Annotated in this window: 21 protein-coding genes; 8 read left to right on the top strand and 13 right to left on the bottom strand. The window is 67.4% G+C overall.

What is annotated here, in order from left to right:
• Positions 1-107: 107 nt before the first annotated feature.
• Together ACWGID_RS24835 and ACWGID_RS24830 are read right to left on the bottom strand one after the other, a co-directional pair.
• On the bottom strand, positions 108-1,475 hold the full coding sequence (locus ACWGID_RS24835) for a sulfatase family protein (protein WP_452200304.1): 1,368 nt from the start codon (positions 1,473-1,475) through the stop codon (positions 108-110).
• Between the two features lie 60 nt (positions 1,476-1,535).
• Positions 1,536-2,477 (bottom strand): phosphotransferase, encoded by a 942-nt coding sequence (locus ACWGID_RS24830; RefSeq protein ID WP_452200302.1) that lies wholly within the window; start codon positions 2,475-2,477, stop codon positions 1,536-1,538.
• Positions 2,478-2,596: 119 nt separating this feature from the next.
• On the opposite strand from ACWGID_RS24830, the gene ACWGID_RS24825 reads away from it, so the two are divergent.
• Positions 2,597-2,875, top strand: a complete 279-nt coding sequence (locus ACWGID_RS24825) for an endonuclease/exonuclease/phosphatase family protein (RefSeq protein ID WP_452200300.1) — start codon at positions 2,597-2,599, stop codon at positions 2,873-2,875.
• Positions 2,854-3,138: an endonuclease/exonuclease/phosphatase family protein gene (locus ACWGID_RS24820; RefSeq protein ID WP_452200298.1), complete on the top strand. Its 285-nt coding sequence runs from the start codon at positions 2,854-2,856 to the stop codon at positions 3,136-3,138. Before ACWGID_RS24825 ends, ACWGID_RS24820 begins: the two co-directional genes overlap by 22 nt.
• A 209-nt stretch (positions 3,139-3,347) precedes the next feature.
• On the opposite strand, the gene ACWGID_RS24815 is transcribed toward ACWGID_RS24820, so the two are convergent.
• Both ACWGID_RS24815 and ACWGID_RS24810 read right to left on the bottom strand, forming a co-directional pair.
• Positions 3,348-4,031, bottom strand: a complete 684-nt coding sequence (locus tag ACWGID_RS24815) for a GAF and ANTAR domain-containing protein (RefSeq protein ID WP_452200296.1) — start codon at positions 4,029-4,031, stop codon at positions 3,348-3,350.
• A 388-nt stretch (positions 4,032-4,419) separates the two neighbouring features.
• The gene (locus ACWGID_RS24810; protein WP_452200294.1) at positions 4,420-5,727 is read right to left on the bottom strand and encodes a cytochrome P450; all 1,308 of its coding nucleotides are present in this window, start codon (positions 5,725-5,727) and stop codon (positions 4,420-4,422) included.
• 212 nt (positions 5,728-5,939) lie between these two features.
• Between ACWGID_RS24810 and ACWGID_RS24805 the strand changes: the two genes are divergently transcribed.
• On the top strand, positions 5,940-6,140 hold the full coding sequence (locus ACWGID_RS24805; RefSeq protein ID WP_452200292.1) for a three-helix bundle dimerization domain-containing protein: 201 nt from the start codon (positions 5,940-5,942) through the stop codon (positions 6,138-6,140).
• Here ACWGID_RS24805 and ACWGID_RS24800 read toward each other — a convergent pair.
• The 7 genes from ACWGID_RS24800 to ACWGID_RS24770 all read right to left on the bottom strand — a co-directional run bounded on the left by ACWGID_RS24800 (position 6,128) and on the right by ACWGID_RS24770 (position 14,392).
• The gene (locus tag ACWGID_RS24800; protein WP_452200290.1) at positions 6,128-6,916 is read right to left on the bottom strand and encodes an oxidoreductase; all 789 of its coding nucleotides are present in this window, start codon (positions 6,914-6,916) and stop codon (positions 6,128-6,130) included. The genes ACWGID_RS24805 and ACWGID_RS24800 overlap by 13 nt on opposite strands.
• Positions 6,917-6,996: 80 nt before the next feature.
• Positions 6,997-8,217 (bottom strand): hypothetical protein, encoded by a 1,221-nt coding sequence (locus ACWGID_RS24795; RefSeq protein ID WP_452200288.1) that lies wholly within the window; start codon positions 8,215-8,217, stop codon positions 6,997-6,999.
• Between the two features lie 48 nt (positions 8,218-8,265).
• Positions 8,266-9,483, bottom strand: a complete 1,218-nt coding sequence (locus tag ACWGID_RS24790; protein ID WP_452200286.1) for an ROK family protein — start codon at positions 9,481-9,483, stop codon at positions 8,266-8,268.
• Positions 9,484-9,509: 26 nt separating this feature from the next.
• A complete protein-coding gene (locus tag ACWGID_RS24785) occupies positions 9,510-10,793 on the bottom strand; it encodes a sulfatase family protein (protein ID WP_452200284.1) in 1,284 nt (427 codons plus the stop codon).
• Positions 10,794-10,819: 26 nt separating this feature from the next.
• Complete coding sequence (locus ACWGID_RS24780) at positions 10,820-12,448, bottom strand: extracellular solute-binding protein (protein ID WP_452200282.1); 1,629 nt, start codon at positions 12,446-12,448, stop codon at positions 10,820-10,822.
• A 46-nt stretch (positions 12,449-12,494) separates the two neighbouring features.
• On the bottom strand, positions 12,495-13,451 hold the full coding sequence (locus ACWGID_RS24775; protein WP_452200280.1) for a carbohydrate ABC transporter permease: 957 nt from the start codon (positions 13,449-13,451) through the stop codon (positions 12,495-12,497).
• On the bottom strand, positions 13,448-14,392 hold the full coding sequence (locus ACWGID_RS24770; RefSeq protein WP_452200278.1) for an ABC transporter permease: 945 nt from the start codon (positions 14,390-14,392) through the stop codon (positions 13,448-13,450). Before ACWGID_RS24770 ends, ACWGID_RS24775 begins: the two co-directional genes overlap by 4 nt.
• Before the next feature lie 193 nt (positions 14,393-14,585).
• Here ACWGID_RS24770 and ACWGID_RS24765 point away from each other — a divergent pair, with 193 nt between their 5' ends.
• Positions 14,586-14,933, top strand: a complete 348-nt coding sequence (locus ACWGID_RS24765) for a TraR/DksA family transcriptional regulator (protein WP_452200276.1) — start codon at positions 14,586-14,588, stop codon at positions 14,931-14,933.
• 6 nt (positions 14,934-14,939) lie between these two features.
• On the opposite strand, the gene ACWGID_RS24760 is transcribed toward ACWGID_RS24765, so the two are convergent.
• Both ACWGID_RS24760 and ACWGID_RS24755 read right to left on the bottom strand, forming a co-directional pair.
• On the bottom strand, positions 14,940-15,263 hold the full coding sequence (locus ACWGID_RS24760; RefSeq protein ID WP_452200274.1) for a nuclear transport factor 2 family protein: 324 nt from the start codon (positions 15,261-15,263) through the stop codon (positions 14,940-14,942).
• Positions 15,264-15,275: 12 nt separating this feature from the next.
• Positions 15,276-16,037, bottom strand: a complete 762-nt coding sequence (locus ACWGID_RS24755; RefSeq protein ID WP_452200272.1) for an SDR family oxidoreductase — start codon at positions 16,035-16,037, stop codon at positions 15,276-15,278.
• 80 nt (positions 16,038-16,117) lie between these two features.
• Here ACWGID_RS24755 and ACWGID_RS24750 point away from each other — a divergent pair, with 80 nt between their 5' ends.
• The 4 genes from ACWGID_RS24750 (at position 16,118) to ACWGID_RS24735 (ending at position 19,446) form a co-directional block, all read left to right on the top strand.
• A complete protein-coding gene (locus ACWGID_RS24750) occupies positions 16,118-16,918 on the top strand; it encodes a MerR family transcriptional regulator (RefSeq protein ID WP_452200270.1) in 801 nt (266 codons plus the stop codon).
• Between the two features lie 199 nt (positions 16,919-17,117).
• Positions 17,118-17,645: a DUF624 domain-containing protein gene (locus ACWGID_RS24745; protein ID WP_452200268.1), complete on the top strand. Its 528-nt coding sequence runs from the start codon at positions 17,118-17,120 to the stop codon at positions 17,643-17,645.
• On the top strand, positions 17,642-18,538 hold the full coding sequence (locus ACWGID_RS24740; RefSeq protein WP_452200507.1) for an ABC transporter permease: 897 nt from the start codon (positions 17,642-17,644) through the stop codon (positions 18,536-18,538). Before ACWGID_RS24745 ends, ACWGID_RS24740 begins: the two co-directional genes overlap by 4 nt.
• Positions 18,535-19,446, top strand: a complete 912-nt coding sequence (locus ACWGID_RS24735) for a carbohydrate ABC transporter permease (protein ID WP_452200266.1) — start codon at positions 18,535-18,537, stop codon at positions 19,444-19,446. The genes ACWGID_RS24740 and ACWGID_RS24735 overlap by 4 nt, the downstream gene beginning before the upstream one ends.
• Positions 19,447-19,450: the final 4 nt, after the last annotated feature.

The following is a 19,450-nucleotide window of genomic DNA, read 5'->3' as shown; positions in this document are numbered from 1 at the left end:
GCCCTCCACGCCGGCGAGTGGACCATCACCATCACCAACAACCAGGTCCACGTATGCCCCCCCCCCCTGGGGCCCGGGCGCGCCCCCCCCCCCCCCCTTCTTGTGGGTCACACCCACGGGTCGTTGCACCGCAGCAGTTCTTCGCGGAGGGCGGCCTTCAGCGACTCCACCTCGGCCGGTCGTTGCGCGGCGACGTCCTCACGCTGGTACGGGTCCTGCGCGAGGTCGTACAGCCGGATCCGCTCGGTCCCGTCGGCTGCCCGCTGGACGACCAGGGTTCGGTCGTGTGTTCGCAAGCCGCGGGTGTCCTCGGATGTGTCCTCGAAGCCGCCGGCGGGACGGAGGTAGACGGCACGGTCGGGCCGGTCGACTGCCTTGCCCTGTAGGGCTTCCGCGAGGTTCCGGCCCTGCATCTCGTCGGGGACTGCGGAGCCGAGGAGTCCGAGCAGCGTCGGCGCGACATCGGGGGCGCTCAGCAGCAGGTCGTCGGTTCGTGGCGGGACCCGGCCGGGCCAGCGCAGGAGGAACGGGACGAGCAGCGACTCGTCGTACCAGACGTTCTTGAACATCAGGCCGTGGCTGCCGAGTTGCATGCCGTGGTCGGACGTGAAGACCACGATGGTGTCGTCGGTCAGGCCTTCGGCGTCGAGGGTGTCGAGCAGGCGGCCGATCTGTTCGTCGACGCCGGTCATCGCGGCGAAGTACTGCGCGGCGATGGTTGCCGCGTCACCCGATTCGTCCTGGACGTTCGGGCGGACGAGGAGTTCGTCGGCGGAGAGATGCCGGTACTTGTCGAGGTAGCGCGACGGCACGGTGTCGAACGGCTGGTGCGGCGGGTTGTAGGACATCGTCAGGGCGAACGGCACGTCCTCGTCACGGGAACGCCGGCCGGCGTCGCGGAGGAAGTCGAGCGCGACCTCGGTCTCGTGCTCCGGCGACCAGGCGTCGATCGTGGTCGGCGCCTCACGTGCGGCGTCGCCCACCCAGTAGTGCGGTCGCAGGTGGTCGTCGCAGCAGCCGTGCGAGTACCAGAAGTCGAACCCGTGCCGGCGGTCGGACGGCGTGTAGGCGTCCCACACGCACCCTTCGCGAACGCCCTCGCCGTGGATCGCGTCCTCTGCAGTGGGCGGGTCCAGGTGCCACTTGCCGACGTACCCGAGGTAGTAGCCCTCGGCTTGCAGGACGTCCGACCAGCAGTTGGCGTCAGGTCGCAGCCCGACTCCGAGCGGCGCGGTGAGCGAGTTGATGTTCAGCGGTACGCCGTTGCGGAACGGGTACTGGCCGGACATCAGCATCGCCCGGTACGGACTGCAGACGGGATAGTTGCTGACGGCATTGGTCAGCATGACCGAATCGGCGGCGAGATCGTCGAGGTGCGGCGTGATCACCGGATCCTGTCCGAGACAGCCGAAGGCGCTGCTCCGCCATTGATCGGCGAGGATGAACAGCAGGTTCGGTCGTCGGGAGCTGGGCACGGCAGGACCTTTCTCTGACACGACAAGAGCCACCACAGTCCTACTTGCGAAAAAGAGGAATCAAGACGAAATCCCGAGGCTGGTCAGGTGGTTGGTCGTCCTGGTGAGGTCCTTCAGTATTGTGGTGACGGCGGTCTCGATCGGCTGGCCCATCCAGCGGGCGGCGGGGGCCTCGTCGAGAGAGACCCGGATCAGGTCGGCGAGGACCTGGAGGTGGTGCCGGGTCACGCTGAGGAAGAGATCGGGTCCGGCCCATCCGAGATCACCACCCGCCGCGACGTACGCGGCGAGGATCGTGCGGATCCGCTCGGGCTCGCCGGCGCCGAAGATGTAGGCGGTACGTCCCGCCTCGAGGGCGGCACTGTCGGTCCGGACGCTGTCCCAGTCGACCAAGACGGGGCCGGACGCAGACACGACGATGTTGTGGGTCTTGAAGTCGCCATGCGTCGTCACAACGTCAGGTGCACTATCGCAGACCTCCGAGATGCGTGTGCTGATCGCATTGATGTGCGGGACCGTGGCGTCGTACAGATCCGCCCATGACGCGCCACGCTCGCGGGCCTTTGCAAGCCAGCCTTCCCTGACCGTGGGGGACCGGGGCCGCCACCACTCGGGCAGCCCGACCGGGCCGAGCGGCTGCAAGCGATGAACGTGCCGCATCGTTTCGCCAAGCCAGGTTGAGATGTCTTGGCCCGACGTTGTGTCCTCGATCCAGCGGTACACCCGAAACAGCCGGCCGTCGACGCGCGTCACCCAGCCCACTAGCGGATCGGCCGGCCTGATCGGCTCGGCCATGTCCACGCCCGCCTCGAGCGCGAGCCGCTCGAAGTCCATCGCGGTCGCGAGCGGTTCGCCAGCGCCTGGAAGGTATCCCTTGACGAAGTAGCTCCCACGCGTCGTGTCGAGCCGCCACGCGTCAGCGTCGCCGCGCCTGATGTGAACGAGCCCACCACGCGGCTCACCCAGCTCGAACGCGTCCGCGATACCTACCGGAGTGGACAAAGCGAGCCTCCCATCGGTACGTAGTCTGCCTGAGAGTTGTTCATTTACGGCGTCCGGTGCGGCTCAGAAGCACCGATCTGGGGTACCGGGAGGACCTATAGACGGAAGGTGCGATGGTCATGCGGTTCATGACGTGGAACGTCTGGGGACGCTTCGGGGACAGCTGGATGCGGCGGCAGCGCGCGATCGCGAGGACGGTTCGGGCGCAACGGCCCGAGTTCGTCGCGTTGCAGGCGACGTGGCAGTCCGACGGGCAGCGGCAGACCAGTCAGCTCGGTTTCGAACTGGGCATGGAGTCCGCCTTCGCCCTGTCCCGGATGCCGGCGGACTCGAACCCCGACGTACACCTCGGCTTGGGGATGCCGGTGGCGACGACGTGGTGGTTGCCGGTGATCTGAACACGCCGCCCGGACATCCCGAGCTGCAGCCGCTGCTCGCCGTACTCGACGACTGCTGGCAACCGACGGCGTACGACGGCGCGACGTACAGCTCCCGTAATCCGCATCTCCGCCGCGGCGAGTGGCTCGAGGAGCACCGCATCGACTACATCTTCACCGGCGGCATGACCGCGACCTCCGCCCGCCTCGCAGGCTTCGACGAAGACCACGGCCGCCCCCCGTCAGACCACTACGCGGTCGTCACCGACGTACCCCTGCGATGACGCGGCCGGGCCGGCACAGGAAATGTTTGGGAAGGGGCGCATACCGCTGGGCGCTGGCGGGCACCCGAAGAGTGGGTCAAGTGGCAGTAGGTGGAGGCGGTGCCCCGCCGCCACCGGGAGGACCCAACATTGACTGGCCAGTCGCCGGGTGAGGGGCTCTGGCGGCTGGTCCATCATGCGTTGCCGTCCTGATCTTCGGTGGACGGAAGTCATTCTTCGGCGGGACGGAAGTCCAGTTCGCGGTCGACGATCTGCTGGGCGATGTCGTCCACGGTGGTGTTGTGGGTGAACGCGTGCGCCCGCAGGGTCGTCAGGGCGTTCTCCGGTGAGGTGTCCAGCTGTACCGACACCATGCCGGTCGCCTGGTACACCACGGTTCGCGCGCTCAGGACCCCGTCCAGCCGTGCAGCGGCGACGTTGCGCAGCAGGGCGACGCCGATCACGTTGGCGAGGAACTGGAGCAGGTCGTCGGGTTCGCGCAGGGCGCCGTACGTGTAGACGCTGTAGGTCCCCAGCAGATGGCCGACCGGCCGGATCGGGAAGCAGTACAGGGTGATCGCGCCGGCGGTCTCGGTGGCGGATCGGGTGAACTCCGGCCAGAGCGTGCTGACCGCGTCCATCAGATCGGTGACCACCGGCTCGCCCTGGCGGTAGGCCTCTCGGCACGGTCCTTCGCCGAGCACGTCCTGCAGGCTCTCCAGCCGGGCCGCCACCTGGTTCGTCGCGGCGAGCGTCACCCGGGCGGTGTCGTCATCGGTGTTGATCGTGATCGAACCGCCCTGGCCGCCGACCAGTTCCGTGCAGGTCTCGCAGAGCTGTTGGGGGAGCCGGTCATCGGGATCAGTGGCCGCCACCAGCCTGGCAAGCCGCTCGACCACCACCGTGCGATCCATTGCCGTTGTCTCCTGACACTCGGCACCGTTCAACCCCGTCCCCCGTCCGGTGCCCGGAATGCGGCATCCGCACACTCAGATCTTTCTCAACGCACGCCGCTGCCGGCAGCCGACCTTGTGCCCGGGCTCGGCAGCAGGGAGTGAGACTCCGGTGCCGTGCTCTCGGCCTCGTCGATACCGGCACCGTGCCTCGGCGTCGGGCAGACGGGCGTGTCATGGACCGGCCCGCCCCCGAGACGACGGAACTTCCATTGCTGCTCGTCGTAGTCGTAGTAGGTGTCAACCCCGCCGACGGCCATTCCGATCCTCCCCACCCCGTGCTGCTCAGTTGAGCAGGCTGCCTTCGCGGTGCCCGGCTCGGCACCGCGGCAAACAAAGACCCGGCAGGTCAGGTCGCCGACCGGCGCCAGAAACCGATGCGGACGGAGGCGTGATTGAACGTTCGGGGCAGCGGGTCGGTCAGGTGAGCGCGGGTAGTCGGATCGACGTCGAGGTCGTACTGGGCTGCGACATGACTGACCGCGGTCCCGGCGGTGAGGAGTACGACGTTCTGCCCGGGACACCCCGCCGGGCCTTCGCTGAACGGGATGATCGGCCACGCGCCGTCGGTGCGGCCGTCCAACCAGACGGACGGTTCGAACCGGTTGGCGAAGTCGAGTGCGGTGTCGTCGCGATGGAACACCGAGCTGACGATCACGAACTCGGTCCCGGCCGGCGCGATCCGATTCCGCCAGACAGTCGGTTCGCCCGCCTGACGCAGTACGACCAGGGTCGTCGGCCAGAGCCGGATCGACTCCTGCACCGCGGCGCCGGCCTCCGCCAACAGCGGAGAGGCCTCCGGGTGACGTGCCTCCGTGAGCAGTGGTTCGACCGCGGACGGATGCGTGCCGAGCACGGCGAAGAGCCGCCAGAGCGCGACCCCAACGGCGTCGAAGGCGAACAGCCAGTGCGGTACCTGACCGGCCGGATCGAGCGTGTCGGGGCCTCGATCCAGGCTCGCGACGAGGCTCTCGGCCTCGGCGTGGTCGACGTACTGCGTCAGCGAGCTCAGGAAGCGATTGCGGATCTCGTCATGGTTCGCGCCGAACTGTGCCCAGTTCGCGTCCGCCCGGAGCTGGTCGAGTTGCGCGGTGAGCTCCACGTCGTCGCGGGCGGTGTCTCCGAGCACTACACGCCGTACGACGCGGGACCAGAGCGCGCGGAACTCGCTCCACCCGAGAGTGCCGTGCAGATCGTCGAGCTCCTGGCGGACCACCTCGGCGAACCGGTGACCGTGGCGATGTACGGGGGAGTGAGTGCCGAGCGCCTGCTCGTTCAGCTCCCGGCGCGGACCGCGCAGCGGCGAGTTGGTGATGAGAACCGCGTGGGGTTGGAAGTGCGTCAGGGCGCCCATCTTCGTACCGGTTGCGGCGGCGAACGGCTCGGGCGTCTCGGCCAGCAACCGGTGCACGTCGTCGGCGGCGAGCACGAGAGCAAGCGTGTGATCACGGATCCGCAGCAGCACAGGCCCATCGCCGTACCGGCTCCGCAGTTGCTGGACACAACGCAATGCCCGGTCGTCGACCCGAAGCCGCTCCGCGAGTACACCGACCCGCGGCCTCCGCAGGACCGCGCCTTGTGCGACTACCGGAACGAGTACGTCTCGCAAAATCCGGCCGCTGTCCATTCCGGACGCCGAAGGCAGAAGAGACTGCATAAGGTTCAGTTTCCGCGCAATTCGAGCTGAAACCTATGGCGCGTTCAGGCGAGCACGTTGCCGCCCGGACCGTCGTACCGGCCGCCGACGGCGGTGCGCGACGCACCGGGTCTGACTCGCACCATGATTCGCATAGCTGAATTCTCGCCCGGTGGATGTCTCAAAATTTGCCAAACGGGTTTGCGGCGTGGGGCGGGCGCCATCGTGGATGGATGAACAGGTCAGAGGAGGACCGCGCGATCGCGCAGGTGATCGATCGGTTGGCCAGGCAGTTCCCGGGGGTGCCCGCGGATCACGTCGCCGAGGTCGTCAGTCAGTCCCGCCCCGAGTTCGACGACGTCCCGATCCGGGACTTCGTACCGTTGTTCGTGGAGAGAGGTGCGAAGGCGCGGCTGCGCAACTACAGCGTTTGAATCAGGCCGCCGTCGATGACCACGTCGCTGCCGGTGAGGTTGCCCAGCCGGTCTGTCGCCAGCAACGTCACCAGGTCGGCGACCTCCTCGGGGCGCGTGAACCGGCCGGTCGCGCCCTGGGCTTCTTGTTGCTTGACCACCTCTTCCGGGTCGAGACCGGCCGCCCGGCCGACGGTCGCCGCGACGCCGCGGTCGCCGAGCCAGAGGTCGGTCTGCACCGGCCCGGGGCTGACCCAGTTGACGCGGACGCCGCGCGGCCCGAACTCCTTCGACAGCGACTTGCAGAAGTTGCTGAGCGCCGCCTTCGCCGCGCTGTAGTCCAGCACGCCGGGATCCGGCAGGAAGGCGTTGACGGATGAGACCGTCACGATGGACGAGGTCGGATTCTTCAGCAGATGGGGGAGTACGGCGCGGGTGGTGCGGACCGCCGCGAGGAAGTTGATGTTCAGCGCCCACTCCCACTCGGCATCGTCGATCGCCAGAAAGCCATCGAGCCGAGGACGCACCGCACCGGCGTTGTTGACCAGGATGTCGATCCCACCGAAGGCGTCGACCGCCGCGGCCGCGAGTTCCTGCGGACCGTCCGGCGTCGTCAGATCACCCCGAACCACCCGGGCGTCATACGTCACGGCCAGCCCGTCGAGCTCGGCACTTCCCGACCGCGCCCCGGCGACCACCTTGACGCCTTCAGCCGCCAACGCCGTCGCCACCGCGAGCCCGATCCCCCGACTGGCCCCGGTCACGACCGCCACTTTCCCCGCAAGCCGCAGATCCATGCCCACTCCCTCCCTCTGAACACGCCCTGAAGAACTGTACTCACGTAAGGGCAGGTCGGATACGCAAAAGCTGGGTTGGTTCAGTGGCCGATGACGACCGGGGTCGGGGCGTCCTGGACGACGCCCGGGACCGGGTTCGATTCGTAGGGTTGCGGTAGACCGGGGCGCCACGCGAGGAGGCGGGTGTCGGACCCCGCATCGAGGGCGATCACCAACCAGTCGTGGTCGGCGAAGGTCAGGCCGGGCTCGGACCTGGCGGGGAGTTCAATGCCCGGTACGACGGTCAGCCGGCCGGTGGTGAGCTGCAGGGTAGCGATGTCCGCAGGCGGCAGCGGGTCGGTCGACGGGTGCTCGAGCAGGAAGGCGACCGCCGTACCGTCTGGGCTCAGGACACCGCAGCACACGGGGCGCGGGAGCGGGTAGGCGGCAATGTCCCCGCCGGTGAGCGTGAGACGGCGCAGCGTGCACGGTGCTGCGGCGTCGCAGCCGTTCGTCCAGATGACCTGGCCCGCGCCGGCGGCCAGCGGTTCCGCGTTCAGCTCCAGCTTTGCCTGCAACCGGCCGGTGCGTGCGTCGACCAGCGCGAGCCAGGTCGGCGAGATCCCCGGATCGGGCCGCAGCTGTCCGACGAGCGTGTCGCCGACGATCGCGGACGGGGCGAAGCCGAGCGGCAGGCGCACCCGTTTCCCTCCCGTGACCGGAGAGATCGTCCCGTACGGCGAGTTGATGCCGGCGGCGGCCGAGGTGATCCAGACGTGATGGCCATCGGTCAGCGCGGACTCGTTGGGAGCGAGTGGGCGGATGACACTGACCCGGTGGTTGACGCCGACGCGCACCATCGCGTAGGGAGCCGCGTCGTTGCACGACGCGGTGGTCGCGTACGCCGTGATCGGGTCGCCGGTGAGCACATCGGCGTACTCGCCGGGACGGACGATTGCGTCAGGCAACGTTGTCGCGAGGCCACTGTCGAAGTCGACGAGTCGCAGGTGGGTGCCGCCGAGCAGAACCTGGATCCCGGTGCGCTCGGCCGGTGGCGCACTCGACACGATCGGCAGCAGGGTGTCCGCCCCGCAAGCGCCGGCCGCCGTCGGCCAGGTGCGCGCCGGCGGTCCGTGCGAGTTCCTGCTGATCATCGCGGACGGGCCGGGAGCCGGCACGGCCCGATGGCGAGGTCGATCCGCCGCGGCGCGGAGGACGAGCAGAGTGAGTAGTAGTACCAGGACCAGAACCCAGCCGGTCCGTCGGCGCCTCCGTCCCGAAGCCTTCCCGACTTCGAGAATCTCGTCCCGATCGTCCCCCACACCTCCATGTAAGCACCGCCTGCCGCGCCTGGAGCGGTCGTCGGAGGATCAGTTTTTCGACGGCCGATTCGCGGGGTCGGCGGTGTCTCGGGAGGACCGGTCCGCCTCGTGTTCCAGCGGGGACGCGAGGTAGCTGTCCAGAGCGAGGGCGGCCGAGGCATGCGCCCAGTAGCCACGGCGACTCTCGTCGTAATACCGGACGCTCGCCTCGCGGCCGACCAGTTCGCGGTACCGCAGCCGGATCGCCTCGATACACGTCGAAATCTCGTCCTCGGTGCCGACCCTGCCACGGATCGTGGTCTCGCCGGGTGCGACCAGACTCATGATGAGCGGGACGACGCGGCCGAGTTCCGCTGCCCGATCCTGCCGCAGGCGCCGCAACTGCTCCGTGTCCTCGTCCGGATAGAGATCGCGCTGCACCGAACCGGTTGGGAGCAGCTTGGCGTCGACGGCACGCCGTACCAGGGCGTCGTCCGTGCAGGTCGCCTTCACGCAGCCGACCTGCCCGCACTCGCAGGGAAATTCGGATCCCGGTACGACGATGTGGGACACCAGACCGCCGGCGTCCGGACCGTCGCCCACCAGTTCGCCGCCACGCATCTGGGCCACGCGGACCGAGCGGCCTACGAGCACCGTGAGTACGTCGTCTCCGCCGCCGCCCCACCAGTAGTGCTCGAGCGCCAGCGCGCGCACGTTCGGCTCCACCCGGATCGGCTGGGGGAGTCGTTCCCGAAGGCCTTTGAGGAGCTCGTCGGAATCGACGTCTGCCACCAGCGGCGGCGGCTGGCCGTGATGGACCTCGGCCCAGGGCGTCGTCACCCCGATGCCCAGTACCGCGGCCGCGCCGACCTCATCGACGACCTCGCCGATCAACTGGACCGCTTCGGCAATCCGCTCGTCCTGGGTGCGGCCTTGGGCCGGCGCGTTGCGCAACTCCACCAACTCGCCGCGCAGTGTGAACGCCCCGCAGGACGTGCTCTCGGGATGCAGGTGCGCACCGACCACCAGCCGGTCCCGCCCAGGAACATCGAGCGGTACGACGGGTCGGCCGGCGCCCTGCGGCGCGAGACGTGCCGACTCGGTCAGCGCACCGAGTTCGATCAGCTCTGTGACGGTCTTCGTGATCGTCGTGAAGGTGACACCGGTCGTCGACGCCAGACCCTTCCGGCCGGAAGGTCCCTCGCGAAGGACCGCACGCATGATCGCCGACGCCGTCACATTGCGCTGACGCACCATGAGCTCAGTGCGCACCGTGCGGGAAGCCACCGTTGGATCATAGGACAAGCGACTACCTACCCCTGGTTCGACAAGCCCACCGGGGACTGAGGTGGCGGGACCGGGCCGAGCAGTAGCGGGTCGTCGGTCTCGATCATCCACCGCTCCAGTCGCTCGGCCAGATCAGCACGTGTCTCCGCTGAGGTCGGGCAGTCTGCGAGATTGCGGATCTCGTGTGGATCGAACATCAGGTCGTGCAACCGCACGGTCGGCACCGGCTGGTCGGCATAACCCGCATCGACCCACAGGCTCTTGCTGGCCGAGGCGTCGACGTTGCGCAGATTCGGCCGGTTCTGGTCGTCGAAGGTCTGGATGTACAGCCACCGATCGGTCCGGATGGCCCGCTGCGGTTGGTAGGCCGCGTGGTACGTGATCTCGGCGAACGTCTCGTCGCGGACCGATCGACCCACGAGCGTCGGCAACAGCGATCGCCCCTGCAGCCACGGCGGCGGATCGATGTCGAGCAGAGCGCACAGAGTGGGGAACACATCGATCTGGCTGACCAACGAGTCGACGGCGAGGCCGGCAGGCAGGCCGGGGCCGCGGAGCATCATCATGACTCCGGTGCCTGTCGCCCCGAGCGTGCACTTCATCCCCGGCATCGCCAGACCGTGGTCCGTCGTGACGAGGACGATCGTGTTCTCCGCCAGGCCTTCTTCGCGCAGTGTGTCCAGCACCGCGCCAAGTGTCTGGTCCACCTGTGAAGCGGCCGCTTGGAACAACGCCATGTCGTGCCGCGTGACAGCGGTGTCAGGCATCGTCGGGGCGGGGGCGGTCCAGCGATCGTCTTCGGCGGGATGACCGAAGAGCCACTCCGAGCGCGCCATGGTGTGCGTCTCGTTCAGGCCGATCGAGAGGAAGAACGGCTGCTCGTGGTTGCGCCGCAGGTAGCGCACAGCCGCCTCGCGACGGGCTGGTGCGAGATCACTGTCGACCGGCAGGTCCTCGTGATAGCCGATGATCCTCGTTGCCGCCTCCGGACCGGTCGCCTCGTGCTGGACACCGACCAGCGCCGAGGTGTAGCCGTTCCGGTGCAGGGTGTGGATCAGGTGCTGGTCGTAGTCCTTGAGCCCGTGCCCGCGGTGCGTCAGACCCAGCATGCCGGAGGAGTGGGCCCACTGGCCGGTCAGCAGACCGGCGCGACTCGGGGAACAGGTCGGCGCGACCGAGTGCGCGTTCCGGAACACCACCGACTCCTCGGCGAACTCCTGCAGTCGAGGGGTACGAATCGGGGCGCCGTACGGCTCGATGTAGCGCCCGGTGTCGTGGGTGTGGAAATAGATGATGTTCGGTCGGCTCATCGAGTCGGCTCCTCCAGCAATGGTGTTCAGCGGGACGCCTTGTAGGCGGCGTACAGCTCCTCGGCGATCTTGTCGCCGCCGGAGCTCTTCCACTTCTTGACCGCCGGTGCCCAGGCCGACACCGGCTTCCGGCCCTGGATGATGTCGCTGGTCACGGCGTTGAGGTCGCGGTTGATCTGACCACCCTTGCGGCTCTGCGTCTCGGAGTACATGCCGTCGACGGGGTTGGTCTCGGCCTCGGGGCAGATCTCCTTCATGGCGTTGAAACAGGCCTCCGTACTGCCTTTCCGCTCGGGCAGGAAGATCGCCCACGGACCGTCGGCTTGGTACTGCAGGGCGAGCTGGGTCTCGCTGAAACCCTTCTGCGTCAGTACCGGGTTCCCGTCGGACACCCGGTGGTCGATGCCCTTGATGCCGTACTTGCGGAACAGGTACTCGCTGGTCCCGAACGGAGCGGCCAGGTAGTTCAGGTACGCGAGCATCGTCTCGACCCGGTCCTCGGCCGTCTTGCTCACGGCCGTGACGGACAGGCTCGGGGCGCCCATCCAGGTGTGGCCGGGGCCCGACCCGTCGTGCGCGGGCGGGGCGATGATCGCGATCTCGGCCTGTTCCTCCATCGTCTGCAGATAGGTCGGCCAGCCGCTGAACGTTGCCAGCACCAACGGTCCGGTGCCGTTGCCGAAGCGCGTCTTGCGGTCCTGGTTCTGGCTCGTGAACGCGTCGGGGTGGATGTAGCCGGACTTCCAGAGCTTCTGGACCAGCGTGAGTGCCTCCTGCTGCGCCGGATCCTCGTTGTTGCTGACGAGTTTGCCGTCGGCCTCGCGCCAGCCGTTCGCGATGCCGAACATGTTCTGCACGAACTGGGTCGGCAGATCCGCGAGCGCGAACCGGTTCTTCCGTTTGTCGGTGAGCTCTTTGCAGAGGGCAACGAAGTCGTCGGCGCTCTTCAGCGTGGCCGGGAGCCCCTGCGCGTCGAGGATGTCCTTGCGGGCGTACAGCACCTGCGAGCTGATCGCGCCGCGGGGGATCGGGACGCCGTAGATCTTGCCGTCGAAGATCGCCGAGTTCCAGCTGGTCTCGGGCAGATTGGCCAGGTAGGGGTACTTCGTGATCTTGTCGCCGGCCAGATGCGGAGTCAGGTCGACCGCCTTGGCCGCGAGCATCTGCGGCTTCTGCGGCACGTTGCCGATCATGAACAGGTCCCCGAGCTTGCCGCCGGCGACCGCGGTCGCGAACTTCTCGTCGTAGTCGACCGACGGGGTGAGATTGAGGCGCACCGGTGAACCGACCCGCTCGTTGAACTGCTGCCAGAACGCGTTCTGGGTGACGTTCGGCGGGATCGGGGTGTTGGTGTTGGTCATCACCTCGATCGGCTTGCCGTCACCGGGCCGATCGGCGATCGCCTGCACCGGGTCGGCGGGGTAGCGGAGGAAGCCGTCGGGAATGCCGTACTTCTCGCCGGCGAGGTCGGCCTTGACCCCGTCGTACCGGACGTACGCCGGACGGACCTTCTCCTTCGACCCGGTGTCGTTGCCTCCGGCACCCCCGCCGCGGCCCGCGTTGGAGCACCCGGACATGACACCGGACAATCCGATGGCTGCGCCCGCGCCAAGCAGAGCCCTTCGGGACAACGACTGCGCGTCGACAATCGACATGGGTGAACCTCCCACAGTGACGGGTGAGACAACGGAGTTTGCGCGGTCAGCCTTTGACGGCGCCGGTCAGGACGCCCTTGGCGAAGTGCCGCTGGATGAAGGGGTAGACGCAGAGGATCGGGACGACGGAGATCATCAGGATCGCCATCTGGATCGTGGTCTGCGGTGGTACGGATTCGGCTCCCAGCCCGAGATCCTGGCCGCCGAGTTCGACACCGTTCACGACATAGGTCCGCAGTACAAGCTGCAGCGGCCATTTGCCGGCGTCGTTGAGATAGAGCAGTGCGTTGAAGAAGCTGTTCCAGTAGCCGACGCCGTAGAAGAGTCCGATCACGGCGACGACCGCCTTGGACAACGGCAGCCCGATGTGTCGGAACATCCGCCACTCCGACGCGCCGTCGACGCGGGCGGCGTCGAGGATCTCGGCCGGCAGCCCCGCGAAGAACGACCGTACGACGATGACGTTGAACGCGCTGACACACGTCGGGACGATCACCGACCACAGGCTGTCCAGCAGACCGAGCTGCTGGACCACGAGATAGGTCGGGATGAGACCCGGATTGAAGAGCAGGCTGACCAGGACCAGCATCAGCAAAGCCTTGTTGCCAAGGGTTCCGCGCCGGCTCAGCGCCCATCCGAGTGTGCAGGTGAGGACGATCGAGATCGCGGTGCCGACGACCGTGACGAAGCCGCTCACCAGCAGCGCCCGAGTCACCGTCCCGCCGGCGAAGATCGATCGGTACGCCGACAGGTCGATGCCGTGCTTCGGGAACATCACGAAGCCGCCGGCCCGGGTCACTTCCTCGGGGGTCGCCAGACTGGTGGAGATCACCGAGATGAACGGGAGCACCACCAACGCGCTGATGACGGTCAGGAAGATCCCCTTGACCACCCGTTCCGGCATTCCGGGCCGGGGCATTCCGTCGATCACCGCATGACGTCCCGGTTTCGTCGGAGCGGCGGTGGGTGTGGTCGGAGGCTTCGTCGGTGTCAGGGTGGTCATCCGCGGTAGATCCCTTCTTCGCCGAGGCGATGGGCGATCTTGTTGGCCGCGAGGACGAGCGCGAGGCCGATGATCCCCTTGACCAGTCCGACCGCCGCCGAGACTCCCCAGGCGCCGCCGAGGATGCCGTTGTTGTAGACGTAGGTGTCGAGGACCTCACTGGCCCCGGTCCCGACCGCGGGTTGCTGCAGGATGATCTGCTCGAAGCCGACCGACAGCGAGTCGCCGAGCTTGAGGATCAGCAGCAGGATGATGATCGGCTTCAGGCCCGGCAGCGTGACGTACCGGATCTGTTGCCAGCGGCTCGAACCGTCGACCGCCGAGGCCTCGTAGAGCGAGCGGTCGATCTGCGACAGCACCGCCAGGAAGAGGATCGTCGCCCAGCCGGTGTCCTTCCACATCACCTGTGAGGTGAGCAGGGCGCGGAACGCCTCCGCGTTCCCGATGATGTGCACCGGATCCATGCCGTGGCTGCGCAACCAGTTGTTGATCATGCCCGTTCCGCCGAGTACCTGCTGGAAGATCGCGACCACGATCACCCAGGACATGAAGTGCGGAAGGTAGAGGATCGACTGCACCAGTTGCCGGAGCCTGTTCGACAACAGGGTGTGCAGCGTGATCGCGACCACGATCGGGGCCGGGAACACGATCACGGTCTGGATCAGGGTGAGGATCAGCGTGTTCTTCACCGCGTTCAGGAACTCCGGATCACCGTTGACGATGACCGCGAAGTTCTCCACCCCGTTCCACAGGCTCTTGCCGATCCCGAGGTACGGCTGGAAGTCCTGGAAGGCGATGACGTTGCCGTACAGCGGGTAGTACTGGAACGCCAGGATGATCACCATCCCCGGGACCGCCAGCAGCAGCACCGGGTAGTCGCGCAGCAGGCGGGCACCGAACGACATCCGCCCCCGCGTTCTGGTTCCGGACCGCTCGCTCACCCTGTGATCCCTTCGCCGCAGAAGCCTCGTGATCGCTGCTGCAGCCGAGGTTCGCATCGCGCCGAATAATTTGTCAAGGGCCTATTTCTAATTCGCACTCGACAAACTATTCGACGGCGAGCGGGGGTGCGTCGGCGCGAGTTCGGGTGGGTACCTGGGTGGCCTGCGCCTCAGCGGATGAGGAGATTGCTCGATGGTGGTGTCGGATCACATGCCGGCAGAGGTCGGCCCAGGTGGCGGTGTTTCACTCGACATAGCGTGGTTCCGCCATGAGCTCGAGCAGGCGCGGGAGTTCCGCCTCGAACAACTGATCAGCCTCGCGTACGAGGTGGACGTGTCGTGCCCTGCGGCGGCCGAGGTCCGAGCGACGCTGACCACCGGCGCCAGGCGCGCCCTCGCCGAGATCGACGCCGCCCTGTTCCGCCTCGCCCGAGGCACCTTCGGCCTCTGCGAACTCTGCCGACGCCCGATCCCCACCCACCGCCTACTGGCCATAGCCACCACCCGCCTATGCCCACGCTGTGAGAACTCCTGTAGCTGAGTTGCCTCAGGCGATGGTGAGGGTGGTGATGTGGTTGTTGGTCAGGGTGAAGGTGAAGTCGAGGTCGGCGGTGCCTCCGGGGAAGTTGCCTTCGAGGTGGTGGGTGGCGACGTAGGTGTGGTCGTCGATCTGGCGTACGGCGGTGAGTTCGGTCGTGTAGGTGTACTCGGTGCCGGCGCTTTGCAGCCAGGCGCGGATTTCGTTGCGTCCGTGGTGCGTCTGGCCTTCGTCGGTGACCTTGGCGTCGTCGGCGTACCACATCGCGGTGTCGACGTCGCGGGCGATGTGGCTGGCGAGGTACTGCGTGATGGGCTCGGGCAACGTGGTCATGGGTGCTCCTTCTCAGAGGGTGGGGACGGTGCCGCCGTCGATGGTGTGTTCGGCGCCGGTGATCGCGCCGGCCTTGTCCGAGACGAGGAACGCGACGAGTTCGGCCACCTCGGCCGGTTGGGCGGGGCGTTGCAGCGGTACGCCGCCGAGCGAGGCGAGGACCTGCTGCCACGCCTGCTCGTGGTCGATGCCGCGGGCGGTGGCGATCCGCTCCACGAGATGGTCGGCACCGCTGGTCTGGATGGCGCCGGGGGAGACGACGTTGACGCGGATCCCGTGCCCGGCGACCTCGTTGGACAGCCCCTTGCTGTAGGTGGTGAGCGCCGCCTTCGCCGCGGCGTACCCGAGTGTTGCCTCGTGCAACGGCATCCGGCGCTGGATGGACGAGACGTGCACGACGGCGCCGTACCCGGCCTCGATCATCGCCGGCAGTAGCGCCCGGTCGAGGCGAACAGCGGCGAGGAGGTTGAGCTGCAGTTCGGCGTCCCAGAGCGAGTCGTCGAGTACGGCGAAGCCGCCGGCTGGACTGCTCGATCCGCCGAGTGTGTGGACGACGATGTCCGGCGTACCCAGGGTGGTGCGAATCGACTCGACGGCGTCAGCGGTGCCGTCGATCGTGGTGAGGTCGGCGGTGGCAAACTGGCCGGCGTCGGGTGGTGCGGTGCGGGCGACGCCGAGTACGGTCGCACCGCGGGCCCGCAGGAGCGTGGTGATGGCTGCGCCGGTTCCCTTGCTGGCGCCGGTGACGACGGCTCGGCGGTCTTTCAAGTCCATGCCGTCCACCGTGGACGCTCTCGGCGGGGGAGGGTCAAGGAGTTGACTCTCCCGTGGGGAGAGGGTGCATTGTGTGCGTCATGAGCCGGGGGCTGACGATCGGTGAGTTCGCGCGGGCGACGCATCTGAGCGTGCGAACTCTGCGGCGGTACCACGAGAGCGGATTGCTCGAGCCGGCGTCGGTGGACGCATCGAGCGGGTACCGGTACTACGCGACGGAGCAGATCCCACTCGCGCAGGTGATCCACCAGTTGCGCGAACTCGACGTACCACTGGTCGACGTCGGAAAGATCGTGGCGAGTGCCGACCCGGACAAGCGGTCGGTGCTGATCGCGGCGCATCTCGACCGGTTGCAGACATCGCTCGATCGGACCCGGGCGGCGGTGACATCCCTGCAGCGCTTGCTCCGACCGGATCCCGGCGAGCTCGAGGTGGAGCTGCGATCGGAGCCGGCGAGGTTGGTTGCCGGGATCACCGATGTGGTTGCCGTGGACGACGTTCTGCAGTGGTACGACGGCGCGATGGCCGAGCTCGACGCCGCCGTACCCGAACCTCTCGGTCCACCCGGCGGGCACTACGACAACGAGCTCTTCGCGGACGGACGCGGCACGGTCCTCGTCTACTACCCGGTCGCGGAAGCGCCGTCCCGAGGTCGGGTACGGCCCGTCGAACTGCCCGCGGTCGAGTTGGCGGCGACCGTCCACCACGGCCCGCACGACGATATCGACGTCACCTACGGCCAGCTCGCCAGCTGGGTCCACGAACACACCCTCACCGTGGCCGGCCCGGTCCAGGAGACGTACGTCGCCGGCCCTCGCGACACGCCCGATCAACAGGCGTGGAGAACCGAAATCGCCTGGCCGGTCTTCCGCGTCAGCTGACCGCGACGGACCGCCCGAGCTGGTGACGTCGCGAGGGTCGGTGAAAAACATTTGCACGAGATCTAGGCAAGGGCTGGCGTTGTCGCTAATCTTTTGCGCGATCTGACGGGAAGCGGAGTGCGAGCCGCAAAGGTTTTGCACCGGGCGTGGGTTGTGTCGGCCCGCTTCCCGTCTACTGCAGCGCGAGAGGAGCACTGGTGTGAGGTCGAGATCTCCGGGCGATGTACTCGCGTCCCGGGCCTACAGCGCCGCGGACCGGTTCGCCCGCGTCGTCGCGCTCAACCTGCTCTGGCTGGTCGCGAGCCTGCCGGTGGTCACCGCCGGCCCGGCCACCGCGGCGGTCTTCGGTGTCGTCCGGGACTGGAACCGCGGCCTCGAGCCGCCGTTGGCGCGATCGTTCCTGAAGTACTTCCGGGAGAACTTCCGGCAGGCGTTCGTGCTGCAGTTGCTGTTCCTCGCGCTCTTCCTGCCGACCGGCACGGTCGTCGCCGCGGTGCTGGTCGCTCCGATCGCGTCGTACGCCTTCACGCTGATGGTCGGCTACAACATGTCCCTGCCGCGGATCCTCGTGGCGTCCGTCCGGTTGGCCGTCGGCAGCCCGCTGGCGACCGTCAAAACCCTTGCGTTGCTGGCGTTGGCCACCGGTCTGACCTTCGTCTTCCCGGCTGCGCCACTGCTGCTCATGGCGGTCGTCGTGTCCTCGATCCAGCGCTGGTGTCAGCCATGATCCGGGCCCGGCGGTACTGGGTCCTGTACGTGATGTTGCTGCCGGCACTCGTCTATCTGGCGGTCTACAAGTACGCGCCGATGTACGGCATCGTGATCGCGTTCAAGGACTACTCGCTCGGCGAAGGCATCGTCGCCAGCCCGTGGATCCACCCCTGGTACGGCCACTTCCGCGAACTCTTCGGATCGCCGTACTTCGGCCAGCTGCTTCGCAACACCTTCCTGCTGTCGATCTACAAGATCATCTGGGGTACGACGCTTCCGCTGGTGCTCGCGTTGTTGCTCAACGAGTGCCGGCTGAACTGGATGAAGCGCTGGGTGCAGACGCTCAGCTACATGCCGCACTTCCTGTCCTGGGTGATCATCTTCGGCATCACCGGCGCGTTCCTGTCCGAGAGCACCGGTCTGGTGAACCGTTGGCTGGAGCAACTGACCGGCCACACCATCGGCTTCCTCACCTCGACCGACTGGTTCCGCTCGGTGCTGGTCGGGACCGAGGTGTGGAAGGACATGGGCTGGGGCGCGATCATCTACCTGGCCGCGATGGTCGCCATCGATCCGTCCCGGTACGAGGTCGCCCGGGTCGACGGCGCGAACCGGCTGCGGCAGATCTGGCACATCACGCTGCCGGGAATCCGCAACGTCATCATCCTGCTGCTGGTCCTGCGGCTCGGCCATGTGCTGGAGGCCGGGTTCGAGCAGATCTACATCTTCTACAACCTGCAGGTCTACCCGGTCGCCGACATCCTCGACACCTGGGTGTTCCGGACCGGCCTGGAGAACCTCAACTTCTCGCTGGCCGCGGCCGCGGGTCTGTTCAAGTCGATCATCGGGCTGGTGCTGATCCTGGCCGCCAACCGGATCGCCAAGCGCTGGGACGGTCAGCTGTGGTGACACTCGTCAGGACCCGGATCAAGACCCCGACCAAGACCCCGAGCACCACCCGGATCAGCAGCCGCGAGGACCGGATCGTCAACGCGATCGTGTACGTCGCCTGCGCGCTGGTGGCCGTGGTCTGCGTCTTCCCGCTGTTGTTCGTGGTCGCCGCGTCCATCACGCCGTACGGCGAGGTGTTGCGCAACGGTGGCTACATCGTGATCCCGCGGGCGATCACGTTCGACGCGTACCGCGAGCTGCTGTCCGATCCCGCGATCCCGCGGGCGCTGTCGGTCACCGTGTTCATCACGGTCGTCGGCACCGCGCTGAACATGCTGCTCACCACGTTGATGGCGTATCCGTTGTCGCGCCGCGATCTGCCGGGGCGGAGCGCCGTACTGCTGATCGCGCTGTTCACGACGGTGTTCGGCGCCGGGATGATCCCGACATACCTGATCGTCAAGGCCACTGGGCTGCTCGACACGGTGTGGGCGATGATCGTGCCGGGCGCGGTGTCGGTGTTCAACGTGCTGATCATGAAGACGTTCTTCGAAGGCATCCCCGAGGAACTCGTCGACGCGGCGCGGATCGACGGCGCCGGTGAGCTCCGGATCCTCGTGCAGGTGATCCTGCCGCTCTCGGTGCCGGTGATGCTCACGCTCGGCCTGTTCTACGGGGTCTCGCACTGGAACGAGTTCTTCCAGGCCATCCTCTACGTCCGCGATCCGGATCTGTTGCCGCTCCAGGTGGTGGTCCGCAACCTGCTCGCGCGTTCGCAGGCGACCGAGAACGCTGACGCCGTCCTGCCGTTGGTGACCGTGCAGATGGCCGCTGTCGTGGTGGCGGCGATCCCGATGATCGCCGTGTATCCGTTCGTGCAGAAGCACTTCCAGAAGGGCGTTCTGCTCGGTTCCGTGAAGGGCTAAGTCA

The organism is Kribbella sp. NPDC054772, assembly GCF_053611945.1.
Note: the sequence above shows the minus strand (reverse complement) of the source record. Positions and strands in the feature narration are given on the sequence as shown.

Excerpts from the sequence above, each read along its gene's own strand:
- ACWGID_RS24825 (WP_452200300.1), top strand. The coding sequence starts at position 2,597 with ATGCGGTTCATGACGTGGAACGTCTGGGGACGCTTCGGGGACAGCTGG.
- ACWGID_RS24815 (WP_452200296.1), bottom strand. The coding sequence starts at position 4,031 with ATGGATCGCACGGTGGTGGTCGAGCGGCTTGCCAGGCTGGTGGCGGCC.
- ACWGID_RS24810 (WP_452200294.1), bottom strand. The coding sequence starts at position 5,727 with ATGCAGTCTCTTCTGCCTTCGGCGTCCGGAATGGACAGCGGCCGGATT.
- ACWGID_RS24805 (WP_452200292.1), top strand. The coding sequence starts at position 5,940 with ATGAACAGGTCAGAGGAGGACCGCGCGATCGCGCAGGTGATCGATCGG.
- ACWGID_RS24800 (WP_452200290.1), bottom strand. The coding sequence starts at position 6,916 with ATGGATCTGCGGCTTGCGGGGAAAGTGGCGGTCGTGACCGGGGCCAGT.
- ACWGID_RS24785 (WP_452200284.1), bottom strand. The coding sequence starts at position 10,793 with ATGAGCCGACCGAACATCATCTATTTCCACACCCACGACACCGGGCGC.
- ACWGID_RS24780 (WP_452200282.1), bottom strand. The coding sequence starts at position 12,448 with ATGTCGATTGTCGACGCGCAGTCGTTGTCCCGAAGGGCTCTGCTTGGC.
- ACWGID_RS24775 (WP_452200280.1), bottom strand. The coding sequence starts at position 13,451 with ATGACCACCCTGACACCGACGAAGCCTCCGACCACACCCACCGCCGCT.
- ACWGID_RS24765 (WP_452200276.1), top strand. The coding sequence starts at position 14,586 with ATGGTGGTGTCGGATCACATGCCGGCAGAGGTCGGCCCAGGTGGCGGT.
- ACWGID_RS24760 (WP_452200274.1), bottom strand. The coding sequence starts at position 15,263 with ATGACCACGTTGCCCGAGCCCATCACGCAGTACCTCGCCAGCCACATC.
- ACWGID_RS24755 (WP_452200272.1), bottom strand. The coding sequence starts at position 16,037 with ATGGACTTGAAAGACCGCCGAGCCGTCGTCACCGGCGCCAGCAAGGGA.
- ACWGID_RS24750 (WP_452200270.1), top strand. The coding sequence starts at position 16,118 with ATGAGCCGGGGGCTGACGATCGGTGAGTTCGCGCGGGCGACGCATCTG.
- ACWGID_RS24740 (WP_452200507.1), top strand. The coding sequence starts at position 17,642 with ATGATCCGGGCCCGGCGGTACTGGGTCCTGTACGTGATGTTGCTGCCG.